Genomic DNA, 21,603 nt, shown 5'->3' with positions numbered 1-21,603 from the left:
GTCGGAAGGCGCGGGGCGGACCCGGGATCGAGCGGCGGTCAGGCCGCGGCGACCAGCGCGTCGCGACCGAGCGCGCGGGTGCGAGTGGCCGTGACGGTCGTGGGCGACCCGGCCTTGCCCGCCGACTTGGGGGCGAACACCGCCAGTCGCAGGAAGACGAACCGGGCCAGTCCGGCGATGCCCGAGGCGACGAGGTAGGTGCCCTGCTCGACCATGATGCTCGGCGCGGCCTGGACCGCGTGCAGGCCGAGCATCGCCGCCGTGGTGAACAGGTAGGCGACCGCCGCCGAACCGCCCGCCTGGAAGTGCGCCTTGAGATCGGCGCGGCCCGCCCGGAAGGCGAACCGGCTGTGCAGCTCGGTCGCCAGGATGGTGCCGGCCACGGTGACGATCGCGTTGGCGACCGGGATCGGCAGGTGTCCGGAGAGCGCGACGAGCGCGGCGCTGGAGGCCAGCCCCGTACCGCCACCGAAGACCACGAAGCGAGCGAAGGAGGCGACCGTACCGGGCGTCGACGGCTGAGTGGTGTTCTGCTCTGCGACCCGGCTGCGGTTGTTCACGTGACTCTCCTTGACCCCCTGCGAGCCCTGTCGGCCCGTCGGATCAAACCTAGGGATCGCGCAACACATTCCCCATGGGGCCCACTTCCCTCTCTCGGTAGGGCTGGCCCCACCCCGCTCCGGCGGGTTCACCCCGGGGCGATGTGAACGCCGGCACAGCCGGGAGCGACGAAGTGATGGCGACAATCCCTACCGAATACGGGCAAAACTCCGCCGGTTTCCGTCGATCGTGACCCCTCCCCCGCCCTTCCGAGCATCGACCGGCCGTCGATGTCTGCCTCGTCACACCACACCGTGTGTGCCACATCACTCACGCGGGGCGACATCCGCCCCCAGGTGTACCGAGAGGCGACCCCGGCCGGCGAACCGAGGCCCGGGCCCGAACCCGGGCCGCCGAACCGTCTCCATCCACATGGATGAGGCGACCCGGTAGCATTAGTTTGGTGAGCACACGAATCGCGGACCTCGGCACCGGCGGCGCACCCCTGCTCGGCGAGCCGCTGCCGGTGGAGCTGGCCAACACCCGCTACGCGGTGCGGGGCGTGCCGCACGAGGGCCTGGCCGAACCGGAACACCTGGCCGCCTGGCTGCGCGACATCGCGCCGCGCCTGGCCGGCCCGCCCTCGGAGGCCGCGCTGCTCGCGGTGGACGCGGCGGACCTGGCGGCGGTACTCGACCTGCGCGAGTGCGTCGCCGCGCTGCTGCGGGCCGCGATGACGGACACCGCGCCGGCCGCCGACGTGCCGACCCGGCTCAACGCGTACACCCGCGCGGCGCCGCACTGGCGCGAGCTGACCTGGCCGACGGCGGACACCCGCACCGAGGCGGCGCCGATCGCCGCGGTGCTGGCCGAGCTGGCGGACGCCACGATCGACCTGGTCACCGGTCCCGACCGGGCCGAGCTGCGGCCCTGTCACGGCCCGGGGTGCGTGCTGCACTTCGTCAAGAACAACCCGCGCCGCGAATGGTGCTCCGCCGGCTGCGGCAACCGCGCCCGGGTGGCCCGGCACTACCAGCGCACCAAGAACGCTCCCCAGGCGTGAGCCCGCCCCGGTCGTCGGGGTTGACCGGCGGACGCCGGAGATAAGGGAAGCCCCTGAAGACCGGAACGAACGCCTCCGCAAGACTCTGGGCGATTCCCAGCGAGAGGCTTCGATTTCCCATGCGCGTTTCCCGGTTCTCCGGCGTGTCCGCCCGCTCGGCCGCCGCCGCAGTCGCCGTTCTGATCGCCTCGACGCTGCTCACCGGTTGCCTCGGCAAGGACGACGACAAGAAGAAGGACGACAAGGGCAGCTCGACCGGGACCAAACCCCCGATGATCACCATGCCGCCGGCACCGACCCTGCCGGCGAAGACCGATCCGTCGACCGGCAAGCCCGCCACCGGCGGCGGCGGCGCCACCCCGTCCGGGACCGCGACCAAGACCAGCGGCCGGGTCAAGATGGTCAAGCTGCACAAGGGCGACTGCATCAACGAGCAGGGCGAGAACATCGACATCGTCGCCTGCACCACACCGCACGACGCGGAGGTGGTCGGCGAGTACACGCTGCCGTCGAACATGTCGCCGACGAGCATGACCTTCCAGGAGGACATCGCCAAGAAGTGCACCGAACTGGTCACCGGTGCCGCCCAGCGCAACAGCGACATCGAACTCTCCAAGCTCACCATGCGCCCCACCGCGGGAAGCTGGCTCAACGAGAACGACCGCGACCTGACCTGCCTCCTCAAGCGCACGGACCACGGTCGGCTCACCGCCCCACTGAAGTAGCCGCGGGCGGGCGGCGAGCACAGCGGCACCGCAGCGGCTGCGAGGCGGTGCGGCGGCCCGCCGCCCGAAAACCCCGGCGTCGCCGTCGGCACGGCGGCCATCGCCGCCACCGCCGGGACATCCGGCACACCCGCACCGACCGGGGCGTCTCCTTTCGGACGCGGCCCGACGCGGCCCGACAACCGGCCCCTATCCGAACCCGCTTGACGAAAGCGGGAGTTGCCACCGCCGAACCCGCATGGCGTAAGCCGGAGTTGGCACCGCCGAACCCGCCCATCGCGCGGTGCCGGCAGGCCCGCGGGACGGCGATCGGCCACCGCGACACTCGCCCCGGCGGACGAGCCGGCTCGGCGCGTGCCGAGGGACCCACCCCGAGCGGCGCCCTCGCGACCCGCGGCCGCACACCCTGCGACGCAGCGGACGTGCACCACACACACGGCCGTTCCCGGCCCACCTCGCGTACACGCCCGCACTCGCCTGTCTCACACGGAGCCGACATCGCGGCCGGGTGCGTGCCCGGTCGGCGGCAGTGGGCCCGGTCGCCCTCCGATCCGGCGAACATCCCGCGCCGCCGCACCAAGTCCCCGCAGTCCCGGCTCGGCCCCATCCGGCCCGTACGGGTAAGCCCTGCTCGTCCGCGCCCCGCCCCGCCGCCCGCGAAACCGCGCCCGCACCGGACCGCGCCAATATCGCGTTCTGTTCGAGTGATGTCCCAATCCTCGCTGATTCACCCGTTCGAGCGGCATGTGCTCCACACGCCCGATCCGCCCCACCCGTCCGCGTAGCCTGGCGCCCGCGACGGTGCTTCCCCTGCCCGACGAGGCCCTGCCCCGCCTACACGGGAGCACCCGAACACCCCCGCCGGCGGCCGCAATCGGCCCGCCGCGTGGTCCGCAGGACACCCGCACGATTCGTTCCGACTTTTTCGAGGATGCCGATGGTTCTCGCTGGATCGTCCCCCGGAGGCCGACGGCCGGCCCTCGCGTGGGTTCTCCCCTTCCTCGTGACCGCCGCGTGCGCGGTCGCGGCCGTGGCCGCGGTCTCCTCCCAGGCTCGCCCCGCGGTGGCCTTGTGCGGTGGAATCGCGACCGTCGCCGTCGCCGTGTGCGCCGCCGAGGCGGGCCGCCGCGGGCGCACGATCGCGCAACTGCACGTACGACTCCAGCAGCAACAGGTCGGGCTGCGCCGCCGACTCGCCGCACAGGAACAGGAGACGGTCCGGCTGGCGGAGGAGATGTTGCCCGAGGCGATCGGCCGCCTCCAGGCCGGCGAGCCGGTACCGGAGGTGATGCGCAAGGTCGCCCCGCAACCGGAAGACCCGACCGAATTCGCGGTCGCACACCGCAATGTGATCCGCTCGGTGATCGACACGGTCAGCGCCGAGGAGGACCTGCGCGATTCCGCCCAGCGCGCGTTCGTCAACATCGCCCGCCGCGTCCAGGCCACCATTCACCAACAGGCCCAGGACATGCGGGACATGGAGGACCGGCACGGCGACGACCCGGTCGTCTTCCGCGACCTCCTGCACCTGGACCACGGCAACGCGCTGATCGGTCGGATGGCCGACAGCATCGCCGTGCTCGGTGGCGCCCGCCCGGGTCGCCAGTGGGAAACCGACATCGGCATGTACAGCGTGTTGCGCGGCGCCATGTCGCGCATCCTGGACTACCGCCGGGTCAAGCTGCACTCGGTCGTCGAGGTCGCGGTGATCTCGCAGCACGTCGAACCGCTGATCCACGCGATCGCCGAACTGCTCGACAACGCCACCCGATACTCGCCGCCCTCGACCACCGTGCACCTGAGCACCACCGAGGTGCAGACCGGCATCGCGGTCGAGATCGAGGACGCCGGCGTCGGCCTGAGCGAGGAGGCCCGCCGCCGGGCCGAGCGCATCCTGTCCCTGGACGGCGCCGCGCTCAACCTGGGCGATCTCGGCGAGACGCCGCGACTGGGCCTGACCGTGGTCGGCCGCCTCGCGAAGGCCAACAACTTCAAGGTGATGCTGCGCCCGTCGGCCTACTCCGGCGTACGCGCGGTCGTGGTCATCCCGCAGAACCAGATCACCGCGAACGTACCGCCGATGTACCCGATGCCCGAGCACCTCCAACACCTGGACGAACTCCCTTCCCTGCACGACATGATGACCGACACGCCGGTCGTCACCGAGTTCGGCGCGAACGGGCTGCCGCAACGCCGTCGACGCAACCTGGGCACCGTTCCCCGCGCCGCGGCACCGCGCGGCGAGCACCGCGCGACCGGCCCCAAGCCCACCACGCCGAGCGTCGACGACACCCCGCCGGGACTCGGCCTGGACGCCTTCCTCAGTGGCATCAACGGCGAACTTCCGTCCGGTGAACGGCGATCCGAGAGCAGGGACGATACGTGGGACGACGGGGGATATCGATGACGGGCTACCGACCGAACATGGACTGGATGCTCGCCGATCTGGCGAAGAGCGTGCCGTTCACGCGCTACATCGTGCTGCTCTCCGCGGACGGCCTGCGGATGGCCCAGCACAACACCGCGGCGGACACCGCCGACCGGCTCGCCGCCGCGTGCGCCGGCCTGCAGAGCCTCGCCGCGGCGATCGCGTCCGAATTCCCCAAGGGGGACGGCCGGATGCGCCTGGTCGTGATCGAAGTCAACGGCGGCTACTTCTACATGATGGCCGCCGGCGCCGGCGCGTATCTCGCGGTGCTGGCCGACGGTCAGGTGGACACCGGTCTGCTCGGCCATCGGATGCGCGACCTGGTGATCCGGATCGGCGAACACCTCACCAGTCCGCCGCGCCGCGACGGGGCCTTTCCGTGATCGTGCCGCAGCGCTCCCGGCGCGATCCATACCCCGAACGGCTGTACATGGTCGGGGAAAACCCCGAGGACCGGCACCGGTTGGACCTCGTCACGCTGTTCGTCGCCAAGCACGAACCCGAGCGCGGGATGGCTCCCGAGCTCGCCGCGATCCTGCGGATGTGCGAACAGCCGTTGTCGATGGCGGAGATCTCCGCCCACATGCGGTTACCGACCAGCGTGCTGACCCTGGTGCTCCTGGACATGGTCGACACGGATCAGCTCGAGGCGCGGGCCCCGATCCCGACCGCGTCGTTGCCCGACATCGATCTGCTCAAGGCGGTGATGCATGGACTACAAAGGCTCTGAGACCCTCGCCGGACCGCGCCCCGAGGACATGCTGCCCGCGACGGCCGCCGCCGCGGTCAAGGTGGTGATCGTCGGCGGCTTCGGCGTCGGCAAGACCACCCTGGTCGGTGCGGTCAGCGAGATCCGACCGCTCACCACCGAGGAGACGATGACCCAGGCGGGCGTCGGCATCGACGACCTCGCGGGCATCGAGCACAAGACCACCACGACCGTGGCGATGGACTTCGGTCGGATCAGCCTCGACGAGCGCCTGGTGCTCTACCTGTTCGGCACCCCCGGACAGGAACGCTTCTGGTTCCTGTGGAACGGCCTGTTCGACGGCGCGCTCGGTGCCGTGGTCCTGGTCGACACCCGGCGCCTGGAGGTGTGCTTCGACGTGCTGGGCCGACTGGAGGACCGCGGCGTGCCGTTCGTGGTCGCGGTCAACACGTTCCCCGAGTCGCCGGTCTACTCGATGGACGAACTACGCGGCGCGCTCGACCTGGACGAGTCCGTACCGATGGTCGACTGCGACGCCCGCAGTCGGGGTTCGAGCCGGGACGTCCTGCTGGCCCTCATGCAATACCTCTACACGCTCACCACGAACCGGGAGATGCAATGACCGCTCCTCCCCCCGTTCCGCCGCCCGGCTGCCCCGCGCACGCGGGCACGACGGCCACCGAGGGCATCACCAGGTTGTACGGCCCGGAGACCATCGCCGACCCGGGCGCCGCGTACGAGAGGTTGCGCGCCGAATACGGAGCGGTCGCACCGATCCTGGTCGACGGCGACTTCCCGGGCTGGCTGGTCCTGGGCTACCGGGAAAACCTGGAGGTCATGCGCACGCCGAGCCGATTCTCCCGGGACGCGCGCAACTGGCGCGACTGGCGCGAGGGTCGCATCCCGCCGGACGCCACCATCCTGCCGATCATGGAGTATCGCCCGGACTGCGTGTCCACCGACGGCGCCGAGCACCAGCGGCTGCGCACCGTGGTCACCGAGAGTCTGGACCGGTTCGACCGACGCGGCATCCGCAAGCACGTCCAGCGACTCGCCCACGACCTGATCGACCGGATCGCGGCCGACGGTCACGCGGACCTGGTCGCCCAGTACGCGCAGCAGTTGCCGATGCTGGTCATCGCGCAGCTCTACGGTCTGCCCGACGCGATGGGCCCGCGCCTGGTCGAGGCCAGCGCCGAGCTGATGATGCAGAGCGAACGCGCCCTGGAGTGCAACGAGTTCATCCTCCAGACGCTGCGCGACCTGGCCGACCGCAAGCGCGTCGAGCCGGCCGCCGACTTCCCGTCCTGGCTGCTCGAACACCCGAACAAGCTGTCCGACGACGAAGTCCTGCACCACCTGCGGCTGGTGATGGTCGCGGCGAACGAGCTGACCATCTCGCTGATGGCGAACACGATGCGGGTGGTCCTGACCGACGACCGGTTCGCCGCCTCGTTGGCCGGCGCGCGGTTGAGCCTGCCCGACGCGGTCGAGCAAGTCCTTTGGGACGAACCGCCGTTGTGGGTCATCCCGGGTCGCTGGGCGCTGGTGGACACCGAGTTGGGCGGGCGTCGGATCAAGGCCGGCGACCTGCTCGTACTCGGCGTGATGGCCGGCAACGTCGACCCGCAGATCCGTACCGACCTCACCGTGCCGGTCCACAACAACCGGGCCCACCTGGCGTTCAGCGGCGGCGCGCACCTGTGTCCGGGACAGGACATCGGTCGAGCCATCACGGACACCGCGATCGACACGCTCAACAGCCGACTGCCCGATATCCGGCTGGCCCACCCCGACCGCCCCCCGGCCTGGCACGCGGCCACCTGGGCCCGCTATCTCACCTCGCTACCGGTCGAGTTCACCCCGGTTCCCCTGGTACCACCCGCCGAATGGACCCGCCCCCCACGCCCACCCCGCCCCACCACCCCACCGCTACCCCCGCCGGCCCCCCTACCCACCACATGGTGGACCCGCCTCACCACCTGGCTCTTCGGCTGACCCAGGGAGGGTGCGCGGCCAACCCCCCACACCCTCCCCACCACACCACAGCCCGGGGAACGAACCCCTCCAGCCCATCCGGCGCTTGAGGACAACCAAGGCCCCGCCCCACCAGACCGCAACCCGGGGGGCGAACCCCCTATCAGCCCGTCCGGCGCTTGAGGACAACCAAGGTCCCGCCCCACCAGACCGCAACCCGGGGGGCGAACCCCTTTCAGCCCGTCCGGCGCTTGAGGACAACCAAAGCTCGGCCCCACCAGACCGCAACCCGAGGGGCGAACCCCCTATCAGCCCGTCCGGCGCTTGAGGACAACCAAGGTCCCGCCCCACCAGACCGCAACCCGGGGGGCGAACCCCCTTCAGCCCGTCCGGCGCTTGAGGACAACCAAAGCTCGGCCCCACCAGACCGCAACCCGAGAAACGAACCCCCTCAGCCCGTCCGGCGTTTGAGGACCCCGCGCGCTCAGTGCCCGGTGATCACCCGCAACAACGCCCCGACCGCATCCGCCACCGCCCCGCGCGAAGCGGAAAGCGCCGGCCGCGGATCCGCCTTCCCCGGCTCGGCCACCAACCGCGACCGCAACGTCCCGGTGTAGGCGATGTTGAGCGCCGTGCCCACGTTGATCTTCGTCATCCCCGCGGCCACCGCACTCCGCAGCTCGTCGTCCGGCACCCCCGAGGACCCGTGCAGCACCAGCGGTACGTCCACCGCCGCCCGCAACCGCGCGATCAGTTCGTGGTCGAGCGTGGCGGTCCGATCCAGCATCGCGTGGCTGCTGCCGACCGCGACGGCCAACGCGTCGACGCCGGTCGCCCGCACATACGCGGCGGCCTCGTCCGGATCCGTCCGGGCCCCCGGCGCGTGCGCGTCGAGCGCCGGATGCCCCGGCTTGCCGCCGACTTCGCCGAGTTCGGCCTCCAGCGTGATCCCGCGCTCGTGTGCCCAGGCCACCGCGTCCGAGGTGGCCGCCACGTTGTCCGCGTAGCTCAGCCGCGACGCGTCGAACATGACCGAGCTGATCCCGGTCCCCTCGACGGCGTGCAACAGGTCCACCGATTCGACGTGGTCCAGGTGCAGCGCGACCGGTACCGCAGCCTCCTCCGCCAACACGCGACACGCGGCCGCGAACGGACCGAGTCGCCCGCGTCGGAACTTCACCGCGTTCTCGCTGATCGCCACCACGACCGGCAGCCCCGCCGCCTCCGCCGCGATCAGCACCCCCTCGGCGTGCTCCAAGGTGATCACGTTGAACGCGGCCACCCCCACCCCGTCCGCGCGCGCCGCGTCGGTCAATATCCCCGTCGAGGTCAACGGCATGTCATCTCTCCTCGTGAACGATCCCGACCACCATCAACCCCGAGCCCAGCCATCCCAAGCCCAGCCGTCCCGCGCCCGGCCGTCCCGCGCCCGGCAACCCCGAGCCCACCCGCGCCCGGACCCGCGCGGACACCGGCCCGCGCCCCGCCGAACCCTCGGCCGTACCTCATCGCGGCGGCTCCACCACATCGACCCGCACCCTCGGCCGCCAGGTCCGGTACAGCTCGCCGTCCACGTCCCCCGCCATCGGCGCGGCCACCGCCGCCGCCGACAGGGCCACCGCGTCCCGCAACCGGTCCGGCCAAGGGCTGCCCTCGGCCAACCCGCGCGCCAACGCCGCCACCGCCGCGTCCCCCGCGCCCGTGGCGTTGCCGTGCACCGAGGTCGGCGGCGCGGCCCGCCACCATCCCGCACCGGTCCCGGCGACCATGCCCTCCGAACCGAAGGAGGCAACCACCGCCGTGTCGGCCCGCGCCTCGCGCAACAGCCGCGCCACCGCCCGCAGCGGATCGCTCTCGCCCGTCGCCGCGAGCAACTCGTCGGCGTTCGGCTTGACCACGTCCGGCCCGGCCGCGACCCCGGCCACCAACGCCGGCCCCGACGCGTCCAGCAGCACCGGCACCCGCGCGGCGCGCGCAAGCGTCACCAACTCCGCATAGCCGCCCGCCGCAACCCCCGGCGGCAGACTCCCGGAAAGCACCAACACCGTTGCCCCAGGCAAGAGTTCGGCCGTGGCGGCAACCACCCGTGCCCACTCCCGCGCGGTCCGCGCGGCGCCGAGTTCGTTGAGCGAGGTCGCGCCGCCCGAGCCGGTCTCCACGATCGTGGTGGTGCTGCGCGTCTCGCCCACCACCGGCACCGCCGTCAACGCGATGTCCGCCGCCGCGAGATCGGCCCGTATTCGTTCGCCCGTCACGCCGCCCAGCGGGGCCACCGCCGCGACGGCGACCCCCAGCGAACGCAACACGCGTGCGACGTTGATGCCCTTGCCTCCGGCGCGCCCGCCGACCGACACCGGCCGATTCGCGCCGTCCCGGATCATCCGGTCCAGGTGGTAGGTGACATCCCAGGCCGGATTCGGCGTCACCGTGAGGATCACGAGGTCTCCCGCCGGTCCCGGGCCCCGCCGCCGCCGTTCGTCACGACGCGTCCAACACCACGGACCGGGTCAGGTGCCTCGGCTCGTCCGGGTTCAGCCCCCGGCTCTCCGCGACCGCGACCGCGAGCTTCTGTACTCGGACCAATTCCGCCATCGGGTCGAGCGCACCGGCCACGAACGTGCCGCCGGTGGCCGCGACCTGTTCGGCGAGGCCCTCCGGCACCGGCCCGAACACCCAGGTGATCCGGTTCGGCGCGGCGATGCTGATCGGCCCGTGCCGGTACTCCATCGCCGGGTAGCTCTCGGTCCAGGCGCCGGCGGCCTCGCGCATCTTCAGCGCGGCCTCCGCCGCGAGACCGGTCGACCAGCCCGAGCCCAGGAAGGTGAACTGCTCCGCCGCCACGAGCGCGGCGTCGGGCACCCAGGCAACAGCCGTCTCCGCGTCCCGTACCGCCGCCGCCGGGTCCTCCCCGACGTGCGCCCGCAGCAGCGCGAGCGCGGTGGTGGCGAACCGGGTCTGCACGACGGACTGTTCGTCCGCGAAGTCGAGCATCACGATCTCGTCCGCCGAGGTCATGATCGGCGTGCCCGGCGTGCCGGTGATCGCGGTCGTCGCGACGGCGCCGCGAATGTCCGCCAGCAGCCGCAACACCTCGGTGGTGGTGCCCGAACGGGTCAACGCGATCACCCGGTCGTAGTCCCGCACGCCGGGGAACTCCGACGCCGCAAAGGCGTCGGTGACCCCGAGCCCGGCACGCTCACGCAGCACCGCATACGCCTGACCGATGAACCACGACGTCCCACACCCGACGATGGCCACCCGCTCACCGGACTTGGGCAATCCCACACAGTCCCCGGCCAACGCGGCGGCCCGCGCCCACAACTCGGGCTGGGTGGCGATCTCGGCAGAGGTATGGCTCACGGTCGTCATGGCGCTCCCGGGTCCTTGGCAGTGCGCACTGCTGCACTCCCATGCTTGAAACTATTCATTTGATAGCAGTTTCAAGCACGAATGAGCAATCTCGCGCGCTCCATCACCGCCCAATAAGCCCTATTAATCCCAAATCTCCCCCATCCCACCAGTGCCGCAGCGCCGCAGCGCCGCAGCGCGGCACCGCAGCTCGGCACCGCAGCCGCAGGAGGCACAGCATCGCGGCGACGAGGGTTGGCAAGGTGGCAACACGGAGCGAGCGGAGCCGCGCGGGGCAGAGCTGGTTGCCGGCATGAGGCGATCGGAGCAAGTCGACGGCTTGGCGACGAGGGCCACGCGGTGAGCGGGGTTGCGCAGCGCCGAGGCGACAACACCGGCGGTGACCCGGAACCGACCCCACCGGCAGGCAACCCGAAGACAACCGCACCAGCACGCAACACGCACGCAACCACACAGGCGAACCACACGAAGGCAACCCGCGCCAGGAGACAACACAAACGCCACACCCGAACAAGCGACCCGAGCCGCCCCCACAAGCAGGCAACACGGACGCGACCGCACCGGCGTGCCACGCAGGAACGACCACCACCGGGCCGTCCCGAACCGACGCTCGGCCCGCCATGTGGGTTGATCGGCCCAAGGGCGGGTGGTGCCGGGACCCGGGTGGTTCCCGTATCGGCCGCGCTGCGGGTGGATGGGGTGTGGGGCTGTCGTTCGTGAGGCTGCGGCGTTACATTGGCGCGGCTCGCGGAGCAGGGCGTCGGGCGTGGATTCGCGCCGGGGTCTGCTGCTTGATCGACGGGGGATCCGTACACATGGGAGAGGCCGACAACCGGGCCGCCTGGGGGCCGTTGGTTGCCGATCTGGCGCGGCGGCGGGCCGGGTCCCGGGCCATGGGTGGGCCGGCGAAGGTCGCCCGATACACGGCTGCGGTACCGGGGCGGCTGCCCGCCCGGGCCAGGGTCGCCGCGCTCCTGGACGAGGACTCGTTCGCCGAACTCGGCACGCTCACCGGCGGCGCGGAAATCCCCTCCGACGCGTTCGTCGCCGGTTCCGGCCTGATCGACGGCCGCCCGGTGTTCGTCGGCGCCGAGGACTTCACCGTCCAGGGCGGCTCGATCGGCCCGGGCGCCGCCGCCAAGCGGGCCCGGCTGGTCCGCCTGGCCGGCCAGGAACGCGCGCCGCTGGTGACCCTGCTCGAAGGCGCCGGCCACCGCGCGGGCAACGCGCTCGCCGGGCACACCGCGACCCCCAACGACCTCCAGGCCCTGGTCGATCTCGCCGGCCTGGTACCCACCGTCGCGATCGTGCACGGCCCGTCCGCCGGACACGGCGCGCTGACCGCCCCGCTGTCCGACTTCGTGATCATGGTCGAGGGCACCGGCGCCCTGTTCACCGCCGGCCCCCCGCTGGTCGCCGCCGCCACCGGCGAACGAGTCGACAAGCACACCCTCGGCGGCAGCCGGGTGCACTGCGTGGTCAGCGGCGTCGCACACAACGCCGTGCCCGACGATGCGGCCGCGCTTCGACTGGCCCGCCGATACCTCTCCTACTTCCCGTCCCACGCCTGGCAACATCCGCCGTACGCGGGACCGGAGTCGGGCAACACCGATGTCGGCCCGCGCGGCACCGAGGCCCTCCTGGACCTGATCCCCCCGGACGCCCGCCGCCCGTACGACATCAAGCCCGTCCTGACCGAGGTCTTCGACGCGGGCACGGTCCTGGAGCTGCAACCCGCGCACGGCGCCTCCATCGTCACCGCGCTCGCCCGCCTCGGCGGCCACGCGGTGGCGGTACTGGCGAACCAACCGGCGGTCCGGGCCGGCACCATCGACGCCGACGCCGCCGACAAGGCCGCCCGATTCGTCCACCTCGCGGGCGCGTTCCACCTCCCGGTGGTCTTCCTCGCCGACAACCCCGGCGTCCTGGCCGGCACCGCCGCCGAGCAATCGGGCGTCCTGCGCGCGGCGGCCCGCCTGTTCGCCGCCCAGCACCGGCTACGCGTCCCGAAGCTGCACGTGACGCTGCGCAAGGCGTTCGGATTCGGCAGCTCGGTGATGGCGATGAACCCGTTCGACGCGCAGACCGTCTCGTACGCGCTCCCGGGCGTCACCCTCGGCGGCATCCCGGCCGCCGCCGGCGCCGCCGCCGCCAAGCACGACGCGGACACCACCGAGCGGCTCACCGCGAACGAGGCGAGCGGCCCGTGGCGCTCGGCGAACGCGCTCTCCTACGACGACGTGATCGCACCGACCGAGGTACGCGACGCCCTGCTCGCGGGCCTGACCCGCGCCCGCGCCCGGCTCACCGGCCCGGTCGAGCCGATTCGGCGGCCCGAGTACCTGCCTTAGGCTCACCCCATGGACGGTTTGGGTGATCTGCTGCGCGGGATCCGGGCGGACGGCGCGCTGTTCGACCGACGGGTCCTGCCGCCGGGCGCGTCCGCCGAGGTCACCAGCGGCGCCCCGCTGACCCTGTACTCCGTGGTCCGCGGCAGCGGCCGGCTCCTGCCCGAAGGCGGCCCGGCACTGCCCCTGGGCCCCGGCGACGCCGCCCTGATCCGCGGCTGCACCCCGGTCACCTTCGTCACCGACGCCCACCCGGACGGGGCCGCCGGCCCCACCACCGAACTGCTCTCCGGCGCCTACCGCGCACACGCCGACATCGGCCGCCGGCTACCCGCCGCCCTCCCCCGGGCGCTGCTCGTCCCGGACGACGAGGGCTGCGACGAGGTGCTGAACTTCGTCTCGGCCGAGATCGCCGCCGACAAGCCGGGCCAACAGTTCGTCCTGGACCGACTGCTCGACTGGATGCTGGTCTGCACCCTCCGCGCCTGGTTCGACCGCCCCGAGGCACAGCCGCCCGCGTGGTACCTGGCCCTGGCCGACCCGGTCGTGGGCACCGCCCTGCGCGCGGTCCACGACGCGCCGGCCCGGCCCTGGACGATCGCCGCCCTGGCCGCCGAGGCGGGCGTCTCGCGCACCTCCCTCGCCGAGAGGTTCACCACCCGAGTCGGCCAACCACCCCTCACCTACCTGACCGAGTGGCGCATGTCGCTGGCCGCCGACCTGCTCACCGAGCCGGACGCCACGGTCGCCGCGGTGGCCCGCCGCGTCGGCTACGCCGACCCGTTCGCGTTCAGCACCGCGTTCAAACGCGTCCGCGGCCTGAGCCCGACCGCCTACCGCAACACCCGCGCGGCCTAGCCAGGCCCGTCCGGCGGCAATCCTCCGCCGAAGCACCCGACGCGGCGCCCACAACACCCCGACGGCTCCGCGCGGCCCGGACGCACGGACATGTGCCCCGGCTTCTCGCCCATGGTCACCCCGCCCGGCCGCGTCCAGGCTGGACACATGACAGAAGCGACGCAGCAACACCCGATCCTCGTCATCGGCGGCACCGGCAAGACCGGCAGCCGGGTGGTGGACGCGCTCCGCGCCCGAGGCGCCGCCGTGCGGGTGGCCTCCCGCTCCGCCGAACAACACTTCGACTGGTACGACGACAGCACCTGGGCCCCCGCGCTGGCCGGCGTGTCCGCGCTCTACCTGGTCCCGCTGGACGGTATGTCGACCGGTCCGGCCTTCGTCCGGCAGGCCGTCGCGACCGGGGTCGAGCGGATCGTCCTGCTCTCCGCCCGCGGCACCGACACCCCCGGCCACTTCGCCGACGACGACCCGGCCAATCACGCCCGCCTGGAGCTGGAGGCGGCCGTGCGCGACAGCGGCGCCCAGTGGACGATCCTGCGTCCCGGTTGGTTCGCGCAGAACTTCAGCGAGGGCCTGTTCCGGGACGAGATCCGCGCCGGCGAGCTGTACCTGCCGACCGGGAGCGCCCCGGTGTCCTTCGTGGACACCGAGGACATCGCCGCGGTCGCGGCGACGGCCCTGCTCGACCCCGGCCACGCGGGCGAGACCTACGAACTCTCCGGCCCTCGCGCGGTGACCTTCGACGAGGCCCTCGCCGAGATCGCCGCGGCGACCGGACACCGGGCCCGCTACATCCCGGTCGAGCCCGCCGCGTACACCGCCGCGCTGGTCGAGCGGGGCGTGCCCGAGTTCGACGCGGGCCTGTGGACCTCGGCCCTGAACGGCATCCTGCACGGCCTGGAGGCCAGGATCTCCGACGGCATCCCCCGCGCCCTGGGCCGGGCGGGCCGCGACTTCACCGAGTTCGTCCGGGCCGCGGCCCCCACCGGTGCCTGGACCCCCTGACCCGTCCACCCACCACCACGCGGGCGGCCGACGACCACGTCGTCGGCCGCCCTCACGGGTTCCCGCCCGGTCGGTAAACCCGCCGATGATCGAATTCCGGGTGGATTCACCGCGCGCATATCCACCGACGTTCACCCGCACGACATCAGCACACGACACCGACGACACATCTTCTTCGACACCCGGTCAATCCCGCGCCGCCGAATCCGGATCGCTTTCCCGAATCGATCTCCGGGCGATCGATCGCCGGCGTCGTTTTCGATTGACGAAATACCCGGACAATGATCGTCCCGATTCACCCCGCGGCGCGATATCGACCCGCCGCCGGCGAACATCGGTGACCGCCGTCACCCGGACGGCCGATAAAGTCGCAATCCATCCTCGGCGATTTCCCGACCGTCCCACCGCCGGCCATTACCGGCGCGCCGGCCCGGAAGAATCCCCCCACCACTTTCCGGCCGGCCGCCCGCCGCACCCCGCGACCCCCGCCCCGGAGCCCGCGCCGAGCCGCCCCGAGCGGGCCGCCGAGGCACGGAGCCACACCGCGGTGGCCCGTCCCGCGCGTAACGCGGCGGAGGACGGGCATTCTCAAGACAGGTTCAGGACCGTACGACCGACGCCGGTGCCCGACCCCGATCCGCATGCTCCAGGAAAAATCCGACCCTCCACCACCGGCGTTCGGATATCGTCGATCCCCGGCCACGACGGCCGTGCCGGGCCCGAAACCCCGGGCCCACCGGCACGACCGTGCAGATCACCGGGCCGTCCCGCACACTGGGGAACCCACCGCACGAAGCCGCTGCGGACCGACGTGACCCAGGTCACGCTCGCGGGGGCGTAACACTTGTGCCGATCGGAGCGATGCCTTGAGTGGCGCCGGCAGCGCCGACGGATCCGGTCCCGCGGATCCGTCATCGATTCGGTGTAGTTGCGGCGCCGCAGCATGCCCGCGTGAACCGAGAGGTTATTTGTGACCCCGAGCTCGTCCAGCACGCTTCCCAACAGAATCGCCGAATCGGAATCTCTGGTGGCGCTCATCGAGCGTGGCCGTGCCGAAGGATCGATTACCGGCGAGGACATACGCCGAGCCTTCGAAACCGATGCCATCCCTGCAACGCAGTGGAAGAGCATCCTCCGTAGCCTCAACGAGGTCCTCGATGAAGCCGGTGTGACGTTGACCGTCAACCCGGTCAAAGAGACCCCGCGGAGAGACGTAGCCACAACTCGGCGATCTGTCAAGAAGACGCTATCCACGCGCTCAACCCGTGTCAAGAACACAGAGACCTTGCCCGCGCAAGTCACGCCCGCGGCAACGGAATCGGGAGAGTCCGTCGTGGAATCTGCTCCGAAGCCGAAGAAGGCTGCAGCCAAGAAGAAGACGGCGGCCAAGAAGACCACCGCCACCGAGACGACCGCCGTCGAGTCGCCCGCCCCCAAGGACGGCGACGAGGCACTGGTCGAAGAAGACCTTTTCGACGAGCCCGCCGAGGCCGCGGCCCCCGAGGTCGGTCCCAGCGGCTTCGTCCTCACCACGGACGAGGACGACGCCCCGCAGCAGCAGGTCACCACTCCGGGTGCCACCGCGGACCCGGTCAAGGACTACCTGCGGCTGATCGGCAAGGTCTCGCTGCTCAACGCCGAGCAGGAGGTGTCGATCGCCAAGCGCATCGAGGCCGGCCTGTTCGCGTTGGAGAAGCTGGACTCCGAGCCCGGCCTCACGCCGCAGTTCCGGCACGAGCTCGAACTCGTCGCCGAGGACGGCAAGCGGGCCAAGAACCACCTGCTGGAGGCCAACCTGCGCCTGGTGGTCTCGCTGGCCAAGCGCTACACCGGCCGCGGCATGCTCTTCCTGGACCTGATCCAGGAGGGCAACGTGGGTCTCATTCGTGCGGTCGAGAAGTTCGACTACACGAAGGGCTTCAAGTTCTCCACCTATGCGACCTGGTGGATCCGGCAGGCGATCACCCGGGCCATGGCCGACCAGGCGCGGACCATCCGCATCCCGGTCCACATGGTCGAGGTGATCAACAAGCTGGCCCGCGTGCAGCGCCAGATGCTCCAGGACCTGGGCCGCGAGCCCACCCCGGAGGAGCTGGCCAAGGAACTCGACATGACCCCGGAAAAGGTCGTCGAGGTGCAGAAGTACGGCCGCGAGCCGATCTCCCTGCACACCCCCCTCGGCGAGGAGGGCGACAGCGAGTTCGGTGACCTGATCGAGGACACCGAGGCGATCCGCCCGGCCGACGCGGTCAGCTTCACCCTGCTCCAGGAGCAGCTCCACTCGGTCCTGGACACCCTGGCGGAGCGCGAGGCCGGCGTGATCTCGATGCGTTTCGGGCTCACCGACGGTCAGCCCAAGACGCTCGACGAGATCGGCAAGGTCTACGGGGTCACCCGGGAGCGCATCCGCCAGATCGAGTCGAAGACCATGTCGAAGCTGCGCCACCCGTCCCGCTCCCAGGTGCTGCGCGACTACCTGGACTAGGCAGGACCCCGGGTACGGACGGACCGCCATCGCGGCGGCCTCCGTCCGTACCCGGCGCCACACCCCAAGCCGCGCCGTCAGGGCGTCAGTCGGTGCGGACCGCGGAACAGGAACATCGCGTCCCGGATCGAGGGCAGGTCCAGGAGCAACATCAGCAGTCGGCCCAGCCCCAGTCCCAGGCCCCCGTGCGGCGGCGTGCCGTAGCGGAAGCAGTCCAGGTAGGACGCGAGCGGCGCCGGGTCGAGGCCCTTTTCCCGCAATTGCGCGAGCAGTCGGTCGTGACGGTGCTCGCGTTGGGCGCCCGTGGTGATCTCGACGCCCTTCCAGAGCAGGTCGAAGCTCTCCGTGACCGTGGGGTCGTCGTCCGGGCGCAGGTGGTAGAACGGCCGGATCCCGGCCGGGAAGTGGGTCACGAAGACGAACTCGTGTCCGGTCTCCGCCGCGATCAGGGCGGACAGCGCCCGTTCGCCCTCGGGGTCCAGGTCGACCCGCAGGCCCGCCGGGTCCCAGCCCCCGGCGCGCAGTCGGGTCAGTGCGTCGGCCATGGTGATCCGCGGGAACGGCCGCTCGGGGACGGTGACCTCGACGCCCAGGAGTTCCGCGATCGTGGCACCGTGCACGGCGCGGACGTCGGCCAGTACCGCCCGCAGCAGACGCTCCTCGAAGGCCATCACGTCCTCGACGCCGTCGATCCAGGCCAGTTCGGCGTCGACGCCGGTGAACTCGGTGGCGTGGCGGGACGTGTACGAGGGTTCGGCACGAAAGACCGGGCCGATCTCGAAGACCTTGTCGATGCCCGCCGCGATGGCCATCTGCTTGTGGAACTGCGGTGATTGGGCCAGGTAGGCGGGCCGGCCGAAGTAGTCGACGGTGAACACCTCGGCGCCGGATTCGGACGCGGTGCCCATCAGCTTGGGCGTGTGCAGCTCGGTGAAGCCCTCCGCCGCGGTGACCGCGCGCATCGCCTGTTCGACCGTGGTCTGTACGTCCAGGACCAGTCGCCGTTCGGGACGGCGGAGGTCGAGGAAGCGCCAGTCGAGGCGGCGGTCGGGGCCGGTGTGGGCGTCGATCGGCAGTCCGGGTTCGGCGAGCGAGAGGATCTCGACGCGTTCGGGCCGCAGTTCCAGGCCGCCGAGGCGGACCGCGGTGTTGGCCACCACCTTGCCGGTGATCCGTACCGCCGACTCGACGGTGACCTGTTCGAACGCGGCCTCGATCGGGTCGTCGGCGCGGGGGTGCACGAGCTGGACTCGGCCGGTGTGGTCGCGGAGTACGACGAACTGCATGCGGCGTTGCAGCCGGAGCGTGTCGATCCAACCGTGCACGGTGACCGTCTCGTCGAGATGCTCGGACAGGTCCCTCACGAGGGTGCGCGACATGGCGGCAACTCCCTTGGTTGCGGGCGCGTTGGTCGCGCCGGGTACGTCGGGTGGTAGACGGCCACCCGCGGGGTTCGTCAGCGTAGCCGGCCGGGTGGGCGATGTCCTGGGGTTATTCGGCGGCGGCGGGCATGGATCCGTGTGGACGTGCGGCCGGCGATCCGGCTCCTGCGCATAACCGGCAGGGCCGTACATCACCCGACTTGTCCGGGTGCTTGATCACGAACTCCCGTCGATGGGACGGCAATTGGCGACGATGCGCGTTACCTGCGGTTTACCATCGGCGGTGTGCCGCACCACCCCGACCGGCGGCCCCGAGAGGTGTCGAGAACATGTCCGAGAACGCTGGAGACCGTGTGTGGTCGATCGAGGCCGCCGACGAGCGACCGCCGGCCGGCATCGACGTCAACGTGCCGAGCGTCGCCCGCATCTACGACTACCTGATCGGCGGCAAGGACAACTACGCCGCCGACCGCGAGGTGGCCCACAAGTTGATCGAGGTGGCCCCCGCCCTCGAACACGACGCGGGTGCGCATCGCCGGATCCTGCACCGCGGCGTGCGTTTCCTGGTCGAGCAGGGCATCCGGCAGTTCGTCGACATCGGGTCGGGGCTGCCGACGGCGCAGAACACCCACCAGGTCGCCCAGGCGGTGGCGCCGGAGACCACCGTGGTCTACGTGGACAACGACCCGATCGTGCTCGCGCACGGTCGGGCGCTGCTGGCCGAGAACGAGCGGACCACGGTGATCACCGCCGACCTGCGCGAGCCCGATTCGATCCTGAAGAACCCGGACCTGCTGCGGCTGATCGACTTCGATCGGCCGGTCGCGCTGATGTTGCTCGGGGTGATCCACCACATCAACGACGACGAGGACCCGGCCGGTCTGGTGCGCACCTACCTCGACGCGTTGCCGTCCGGGAGTTGGCTGTTCCTGACCCACTTCCTGCGCGGCGGCCCGGAGTCGGAGCGGCTGGAGCAGGTGATGCAGGGCTCGCACAAGAGCGGGCGCTTCCGCGAGCGTGCGGAGATCCTGGCCTACCTGGACGGTCTGGAGCAGGCCGAGCCGGGGCTGGTCTACATCGACCTGTGGCGTCCCGAGGAGCCGGTGGACGAGAGCAGTCTGTCGGTCAGCCAGCGGCTGGTCCTGGGGGCGGTGGCCCGCAAGCCGTAGCGTCGCTCGGAGCGCGGTGGGGGGCGGCGGGCACGTCGGCGAGCGGGTATATCGTTCGTCCACATGTCGGAAATCGAGGTCGATTCCGCCCCCTGGGTCGGCCGTGACCTGCATCTGGAGCTGTCCGGTACGGGCAGCCGGCGGGCCGTGTTGATCCGGGCGATCCGGGACGCGATCCGGACCGGGCGACTGGCTGCCGAGACGCCGCTGCCGCCGTACCGCTCGCTCGCGGCCGATCTGGGCATCGCGCGCAACACGGTCGCCGACGCGTACGCCGAGTTGGTCGCGGAGGGCTGGCTGACGGCGCGTCAGGGCTCCGGGACCCGGGTCGCCCGGCGGGCCGAACCGCTCGCCGCGCCGCGCCGCCGGGCCCGGACCGATCCGCCCGCGCGGCCCGCCGGCTCCACGCACGATCTGCGCCAGGGGCAGCCGGACGCGGCGTCCTTCCCGCGTGGCGCCTGGGTCGCGTCGGTGCGTCGGGCGCTGAACGCCGCGCCGAACGAGGCGTTCGGGCCCGGTGATCCCCAGGGACGCCCGGAGTTGCGAGCCGCGCTGACGGACTATCTCGCGCGGGTGCGCGGGGTGCGCACGCATCCGGACCGGATCGTGATCTGCTCGGGCTTCGCGCACGCGTTGCGGCTGCTGTTCGCCGGGCCGTTGCGCGGACCGGTCGCGGTCGAGTCGTATGGGCTCGCCTTCCACCGTTCGATCCTGGCCACCGCGTCGACCCGTACGTTGCCCCTGCGTATCGACGAACACGGCGCCGACACCGAGGCGTTGGCCGCCCTGCCGGGTGCGCGGGTGGCGGTGCTGACGCCGGCACACCAATTCCCCACAGGTGGGCCGCTGTCGCCCGATCGGCGGGTCGCGGCGCTGGATTGGGCGCGGGCCGGCGGTGGGATCGTGTTGGAGGACGACTACGACGGCGAGTTCCGCTACGACCGCCGTCCGGTGGGCGCGGTCCAGGGCATGGATCCGGACCGGGTGGTGTACGTGGGCTCGGTCAGCAAGAGCCTGTCCCCCGCGATCCGGCTCGGCTGGATGGTGCTGCCCGAGCCGTTGGTGGCGGACGTCCTGGCGGTGAAGGGCCTGCGCGAGGCGTGGGCCGGCGTCACCGATCAACTCACCCTCGCCGACTTCGTCGAGGGCGGCCACTACGACCGGCACATCCGTCGTATGCGTCGGCACTACCGCGCCCGCCGCGATCACCTGCTCGCCGAGTTGGCCGCACACGCCCCGCACGTCACCGCGACCGGCATCGCCGCCGGCCTGCACGCCGTCCTGCGGCTGCCGGCCGGCACCGAGCCCGCCGCCGTCGCCGCCGCCGCGTCGCGGGGTCTGGCCCTCGACGGCCTGTCCGCGTTCCGCCACCCGGACGCGACCGGCCCGGCCCCGGACGGCTTGGTGGTCGGCTACGCGACACCCCCCGACCACGCATACCCGGCGGCGGTACAGACGCTCTGCCGGTCGCTGCCGCCGGCCGCGGACGGGTGAACGCGGGGTGCTCCCGCGATCGGGTCGTGATCGGCCCCGTTTCGGCGCGAC

The 21,603-nt window shown here is 71.7% G+C and carries 18 protein-coding genes; 13 read left to right on the top strand and 5 right to left on the bottom strand.

Features of this window, described 5'->3' with window-relative positions; translation table 11 throughout:
* Nucleotides 1-38: 38 nt before the first annotated feature.
* On the bottom strand, nt 39-560 hold the full coding sequence (locus tag ACH4U8_RS25550) for a GtrA family protein (protein WP_379988499.1): 522 nt from the start codon (nt 558-560) through the stop codon (nt 39-41).
* 443 nt (nt 561-1,003) lie between these two features.
* Here ACH4U8_RS25550 and ACH4U8_RS25545 point away from each other — a divergent pair, with 443 nt between their 5' ends.
* From ACH4U8_RS25545 to ACH4U8_RS25515, 7 genes are all read left to right on the top strand, one after another.
* Nucleotides 1,004-1,603: a CGNR zinc finger domain-containing protein gene (locus ACH4U8_RS25545; RefSeq protein WP_395780406.1), complete on the top strand. Its 600-nt coding sequence runs from the start codon at nt 1,004-1,006 to the stop codon at nt 1,601-1,603.
* A gap of 119 nt (nt 1,604-1,722) precedes the next feature.
* Nucleotides 1,723-2,328 carry a septum formation family protein gene (locus ACH4U8_RS25540; protein ID WP_395780404.1) on the top strand — a complete coding sequence of 202 codons (606 nt, stop codon included), beginning with the start codon at nt 1,723-1,725 and terminating at the stop codon, nt 2,326-2,328.
* Nucleotides 2,329-3,331: 1,003 nt separating this feature from the next.
* Nucleotides 3,332-4,735 carry a sensor histidine kinase gene (locus tag ACH4U8_RS25535; RefSeq protein ID WP_379988503.1) on the top strand — a complete coding sequence of 468 codons (1,404 nt, stop codon included), beginning with the start codon at nt 3,332-3,334 and terminating at the stop codon, nt 4,733-4,735.
* On the top strand, nt 4,732-5,139 hold the full coding sequence (locus ACH4U8_RS25530) for a roadblock/LC7 domain-containing protein (RefSeq protein WP_360313269.1): 408 nt from the start codon (nt 4,732-4,734) through the stop codon (nt 5,137-5,139). The genes ACH4U8_RS25535 and ACH4U8_RS25530 overlap by 4 nt, the downstream gene beginning before the upstream one ends.
* Before the next feature lie 47 nt (nt 5,140-5,186).
* Nucleotides 5,187-5,486, top strand: a complete 300-nt coding sequence (locus ACH4U8_RS25525; protein ID WP_379988508.1) for a DUF742 domain-containing protein — start codon at nt 5,187-5,189, stop codon at nt 5,484-5,486.
* The gene (locus ACH4U8_RS25520) at nt 5,467-6,087 is read left to right on the top strand and encodes an ATP/GTP-binding protein (protein ID WP_360313273.1); all 621 of its coding nucleotides are present in this window, start codon (nt 5,467-5,469) and stop codon (nt 6,085-6,087) included. The genes ACH4U8_RS25525 and ACH4U8_RS25520 overlap by 20 nt, the downstream gene beginning before the upstream one ends.
* The gene (locus tag ACH4U8_RS25515) at nt 6,084-7,463 is read left to right on the top strand and encodes a cytochrome P450 (protein ID WP_395780402.1); all 1,380 of its coding nucleotides are present in this window, start codon (nt 6,084-6,086) and stop codon (nt 7,461-7,463) included. Before ACH4U8_RS25520 ends, ACH4U8_RS25515 begins: the two co-directional genes overlap by 4 nt.
* A 463-nt stretch (nt 7,464-7,926) precedes the next feature.
* Here the strand turns inward: ACH4U8_RS25515 and ACH4U8_RS25510 are convergent, their stop codons facing one another.
* The 3 genes from ACH4U8_RS25510 to ACH4U8_RS25500 all read right to left on the bottom strand — a co-directional run bounded on the left by ACH4U8_RS25510 (nt 7,927) and on the right by ACH4U8_RS25500 (nt 10,811).
* Entirely contained in the window at nt 7,927-8,781 is an 855-nt protein-coding gene (locus ACH4U8_RS25510) for a class II fructose-bisphosphate aldolase (protein WP_360313277.1), read from the bottom strand.
* Between the two features lie 166 nt (nt 8,782-8,947).
* Nucleotides 8,948-9,880 (bottom strand): 1-phosphofructokinase family hexose kinase, encoded by a 933-nt coding sequence (locus ACH4U8_RS25505; RefSeq protein ID WP_395780400.1) that lies wholly within the window; start codon nt 9,878-9,880, stop codon nt 8,948-8,950.
* A gap of 40 nt (nt 9,881-9,920) precedes the next feature.
* Complete coding sequence (locus tag ACH4U8_RS25500; RefSeq protein WP_395780398.1) at nt 9,921-10,811, bottom strand: SIS domain-containing protein; 891 nt, start codon at nt 10,809-10,811, stop codon at nt 9,921-9,923.
* A gap of 815 nt (nt 10,812-11,626) precedes the next feature.
* Between ACH4U8_RS25500 and ACH4U8_RS25495 the strand changes: the two genes are divergently transcribed.
* The 4 genes from ACH4U8_RS25495 to ACH4U8_RS25480 all read left to right on the top strand — a co-directional run bounded on the left by ACH4U8_RS25495 (nt 11,627) and on the right by ACH4U8_RS25480 (nt 17,507).
* The gene (locus tag ACH4U8_RS25495; protein WP_395780396.1) at nt 11,627-13,162 is read left to right on the top strand and encodes an acyl-CoA carboxylase subunit beta; all 1,536 of its coding nucleotides are present in this window, start codon (nt 11,627-11,629) and stop codon (nt 13,160-13,162) included.
* 9 nt (nt 13,163-13,171) lie between these two features.
* Entirely contained in the window at nt 13,172-14,017 is an 846-nt protein-coding gene (locus ACH4U8_RS25490; RefSeq protein WP_395780394.1) for an AraC family transcriptional regulator, read from the top strand.
* A gap of 147 nt (nt 14,018-14,164) precedes the next feature.
* Nucleotides 14,165-15,022: an NAD(P)H-binding protein gene (locus ACH4U8_RS25485; RefSeq protein WP_360313287.1), complete on the top strand. Its 858-nt coding sequence runs from the start codon at nt 14,165-14,167 to the stop codon at nt 15,020-15,022.
* Between the two features lie 970 nt (nt 15,023-15,992).
* Nucleotides 15,993-17,507: an RNA polymerase sigma factor gene (locus tag ACH4U8_RS25480; protein ID WP_360313289.1), complete on the top strand. Its 1,515-nt coding sequence runs from the start codon at nt 15,993-15,995 to the stop codon at nt 17,505-17,507.
* Nucleotides 17,508-17,584: 77 nt separating this feature from the next.
* Here ACH4U8_RS25480 and aspS read toward each other — a convergent pair whose 3' ends face one another.
* Entirely contained in the window at nt 17,585-18,886 is a 1,302-nt protein-coding gene (aspS, locus tag ACH4U8_RS25475) for an aspartate--tRNA(Asn) ligase (RefSeq protein ID WP_395780392.1), read from the bottom strand.
* Between the two features lie 332 nt (nt 18,887-19,218).
* Here aspS and ACH4U8_RS25470 point away from each other — a divergent pair, with 332 nt between their 5' ends.
* The gene (locus tag ACH4U8_RS25470; protein ID WP_360313293.1) at nt 19,219-20,058 is read left to right on the top strand and encodes an SAM-dependent methyltransferase; all 840 of its coding nucleotides are present in this window, start codon (nt 19,219-19,221) and stop codon (nt 20,056-20,058) included.
* 63 nt (nt 20,059-20,121) lie between these two features.
* A complete protein-coding gene (locus tag ACH4U8_RS25465; RefSeq protein ID WP_395780390.1) occupies nt 20,122-21,552 on the top strand; it encodes a PLP-dependent aminotransferase family protein in 1,431 nt (476 codons plus the stop codon).
* Nucleotides 21,553-21,603 lie beyond the last annotated feature (51 nt).

It is taken from the genome of Embleya sp. NPDC020886, assembly GCF_044333915.1.
GTDB lineage: Bacteria > Actinomycetota > Actinomycetes > Streptomycetales > Streptomycetaceae > Embleya.
The sequence above is the reverse complement of the archived record's forward strand: the minus strand, read 5'-3'. Positions and strand labels throughout refer to the sequence as shown.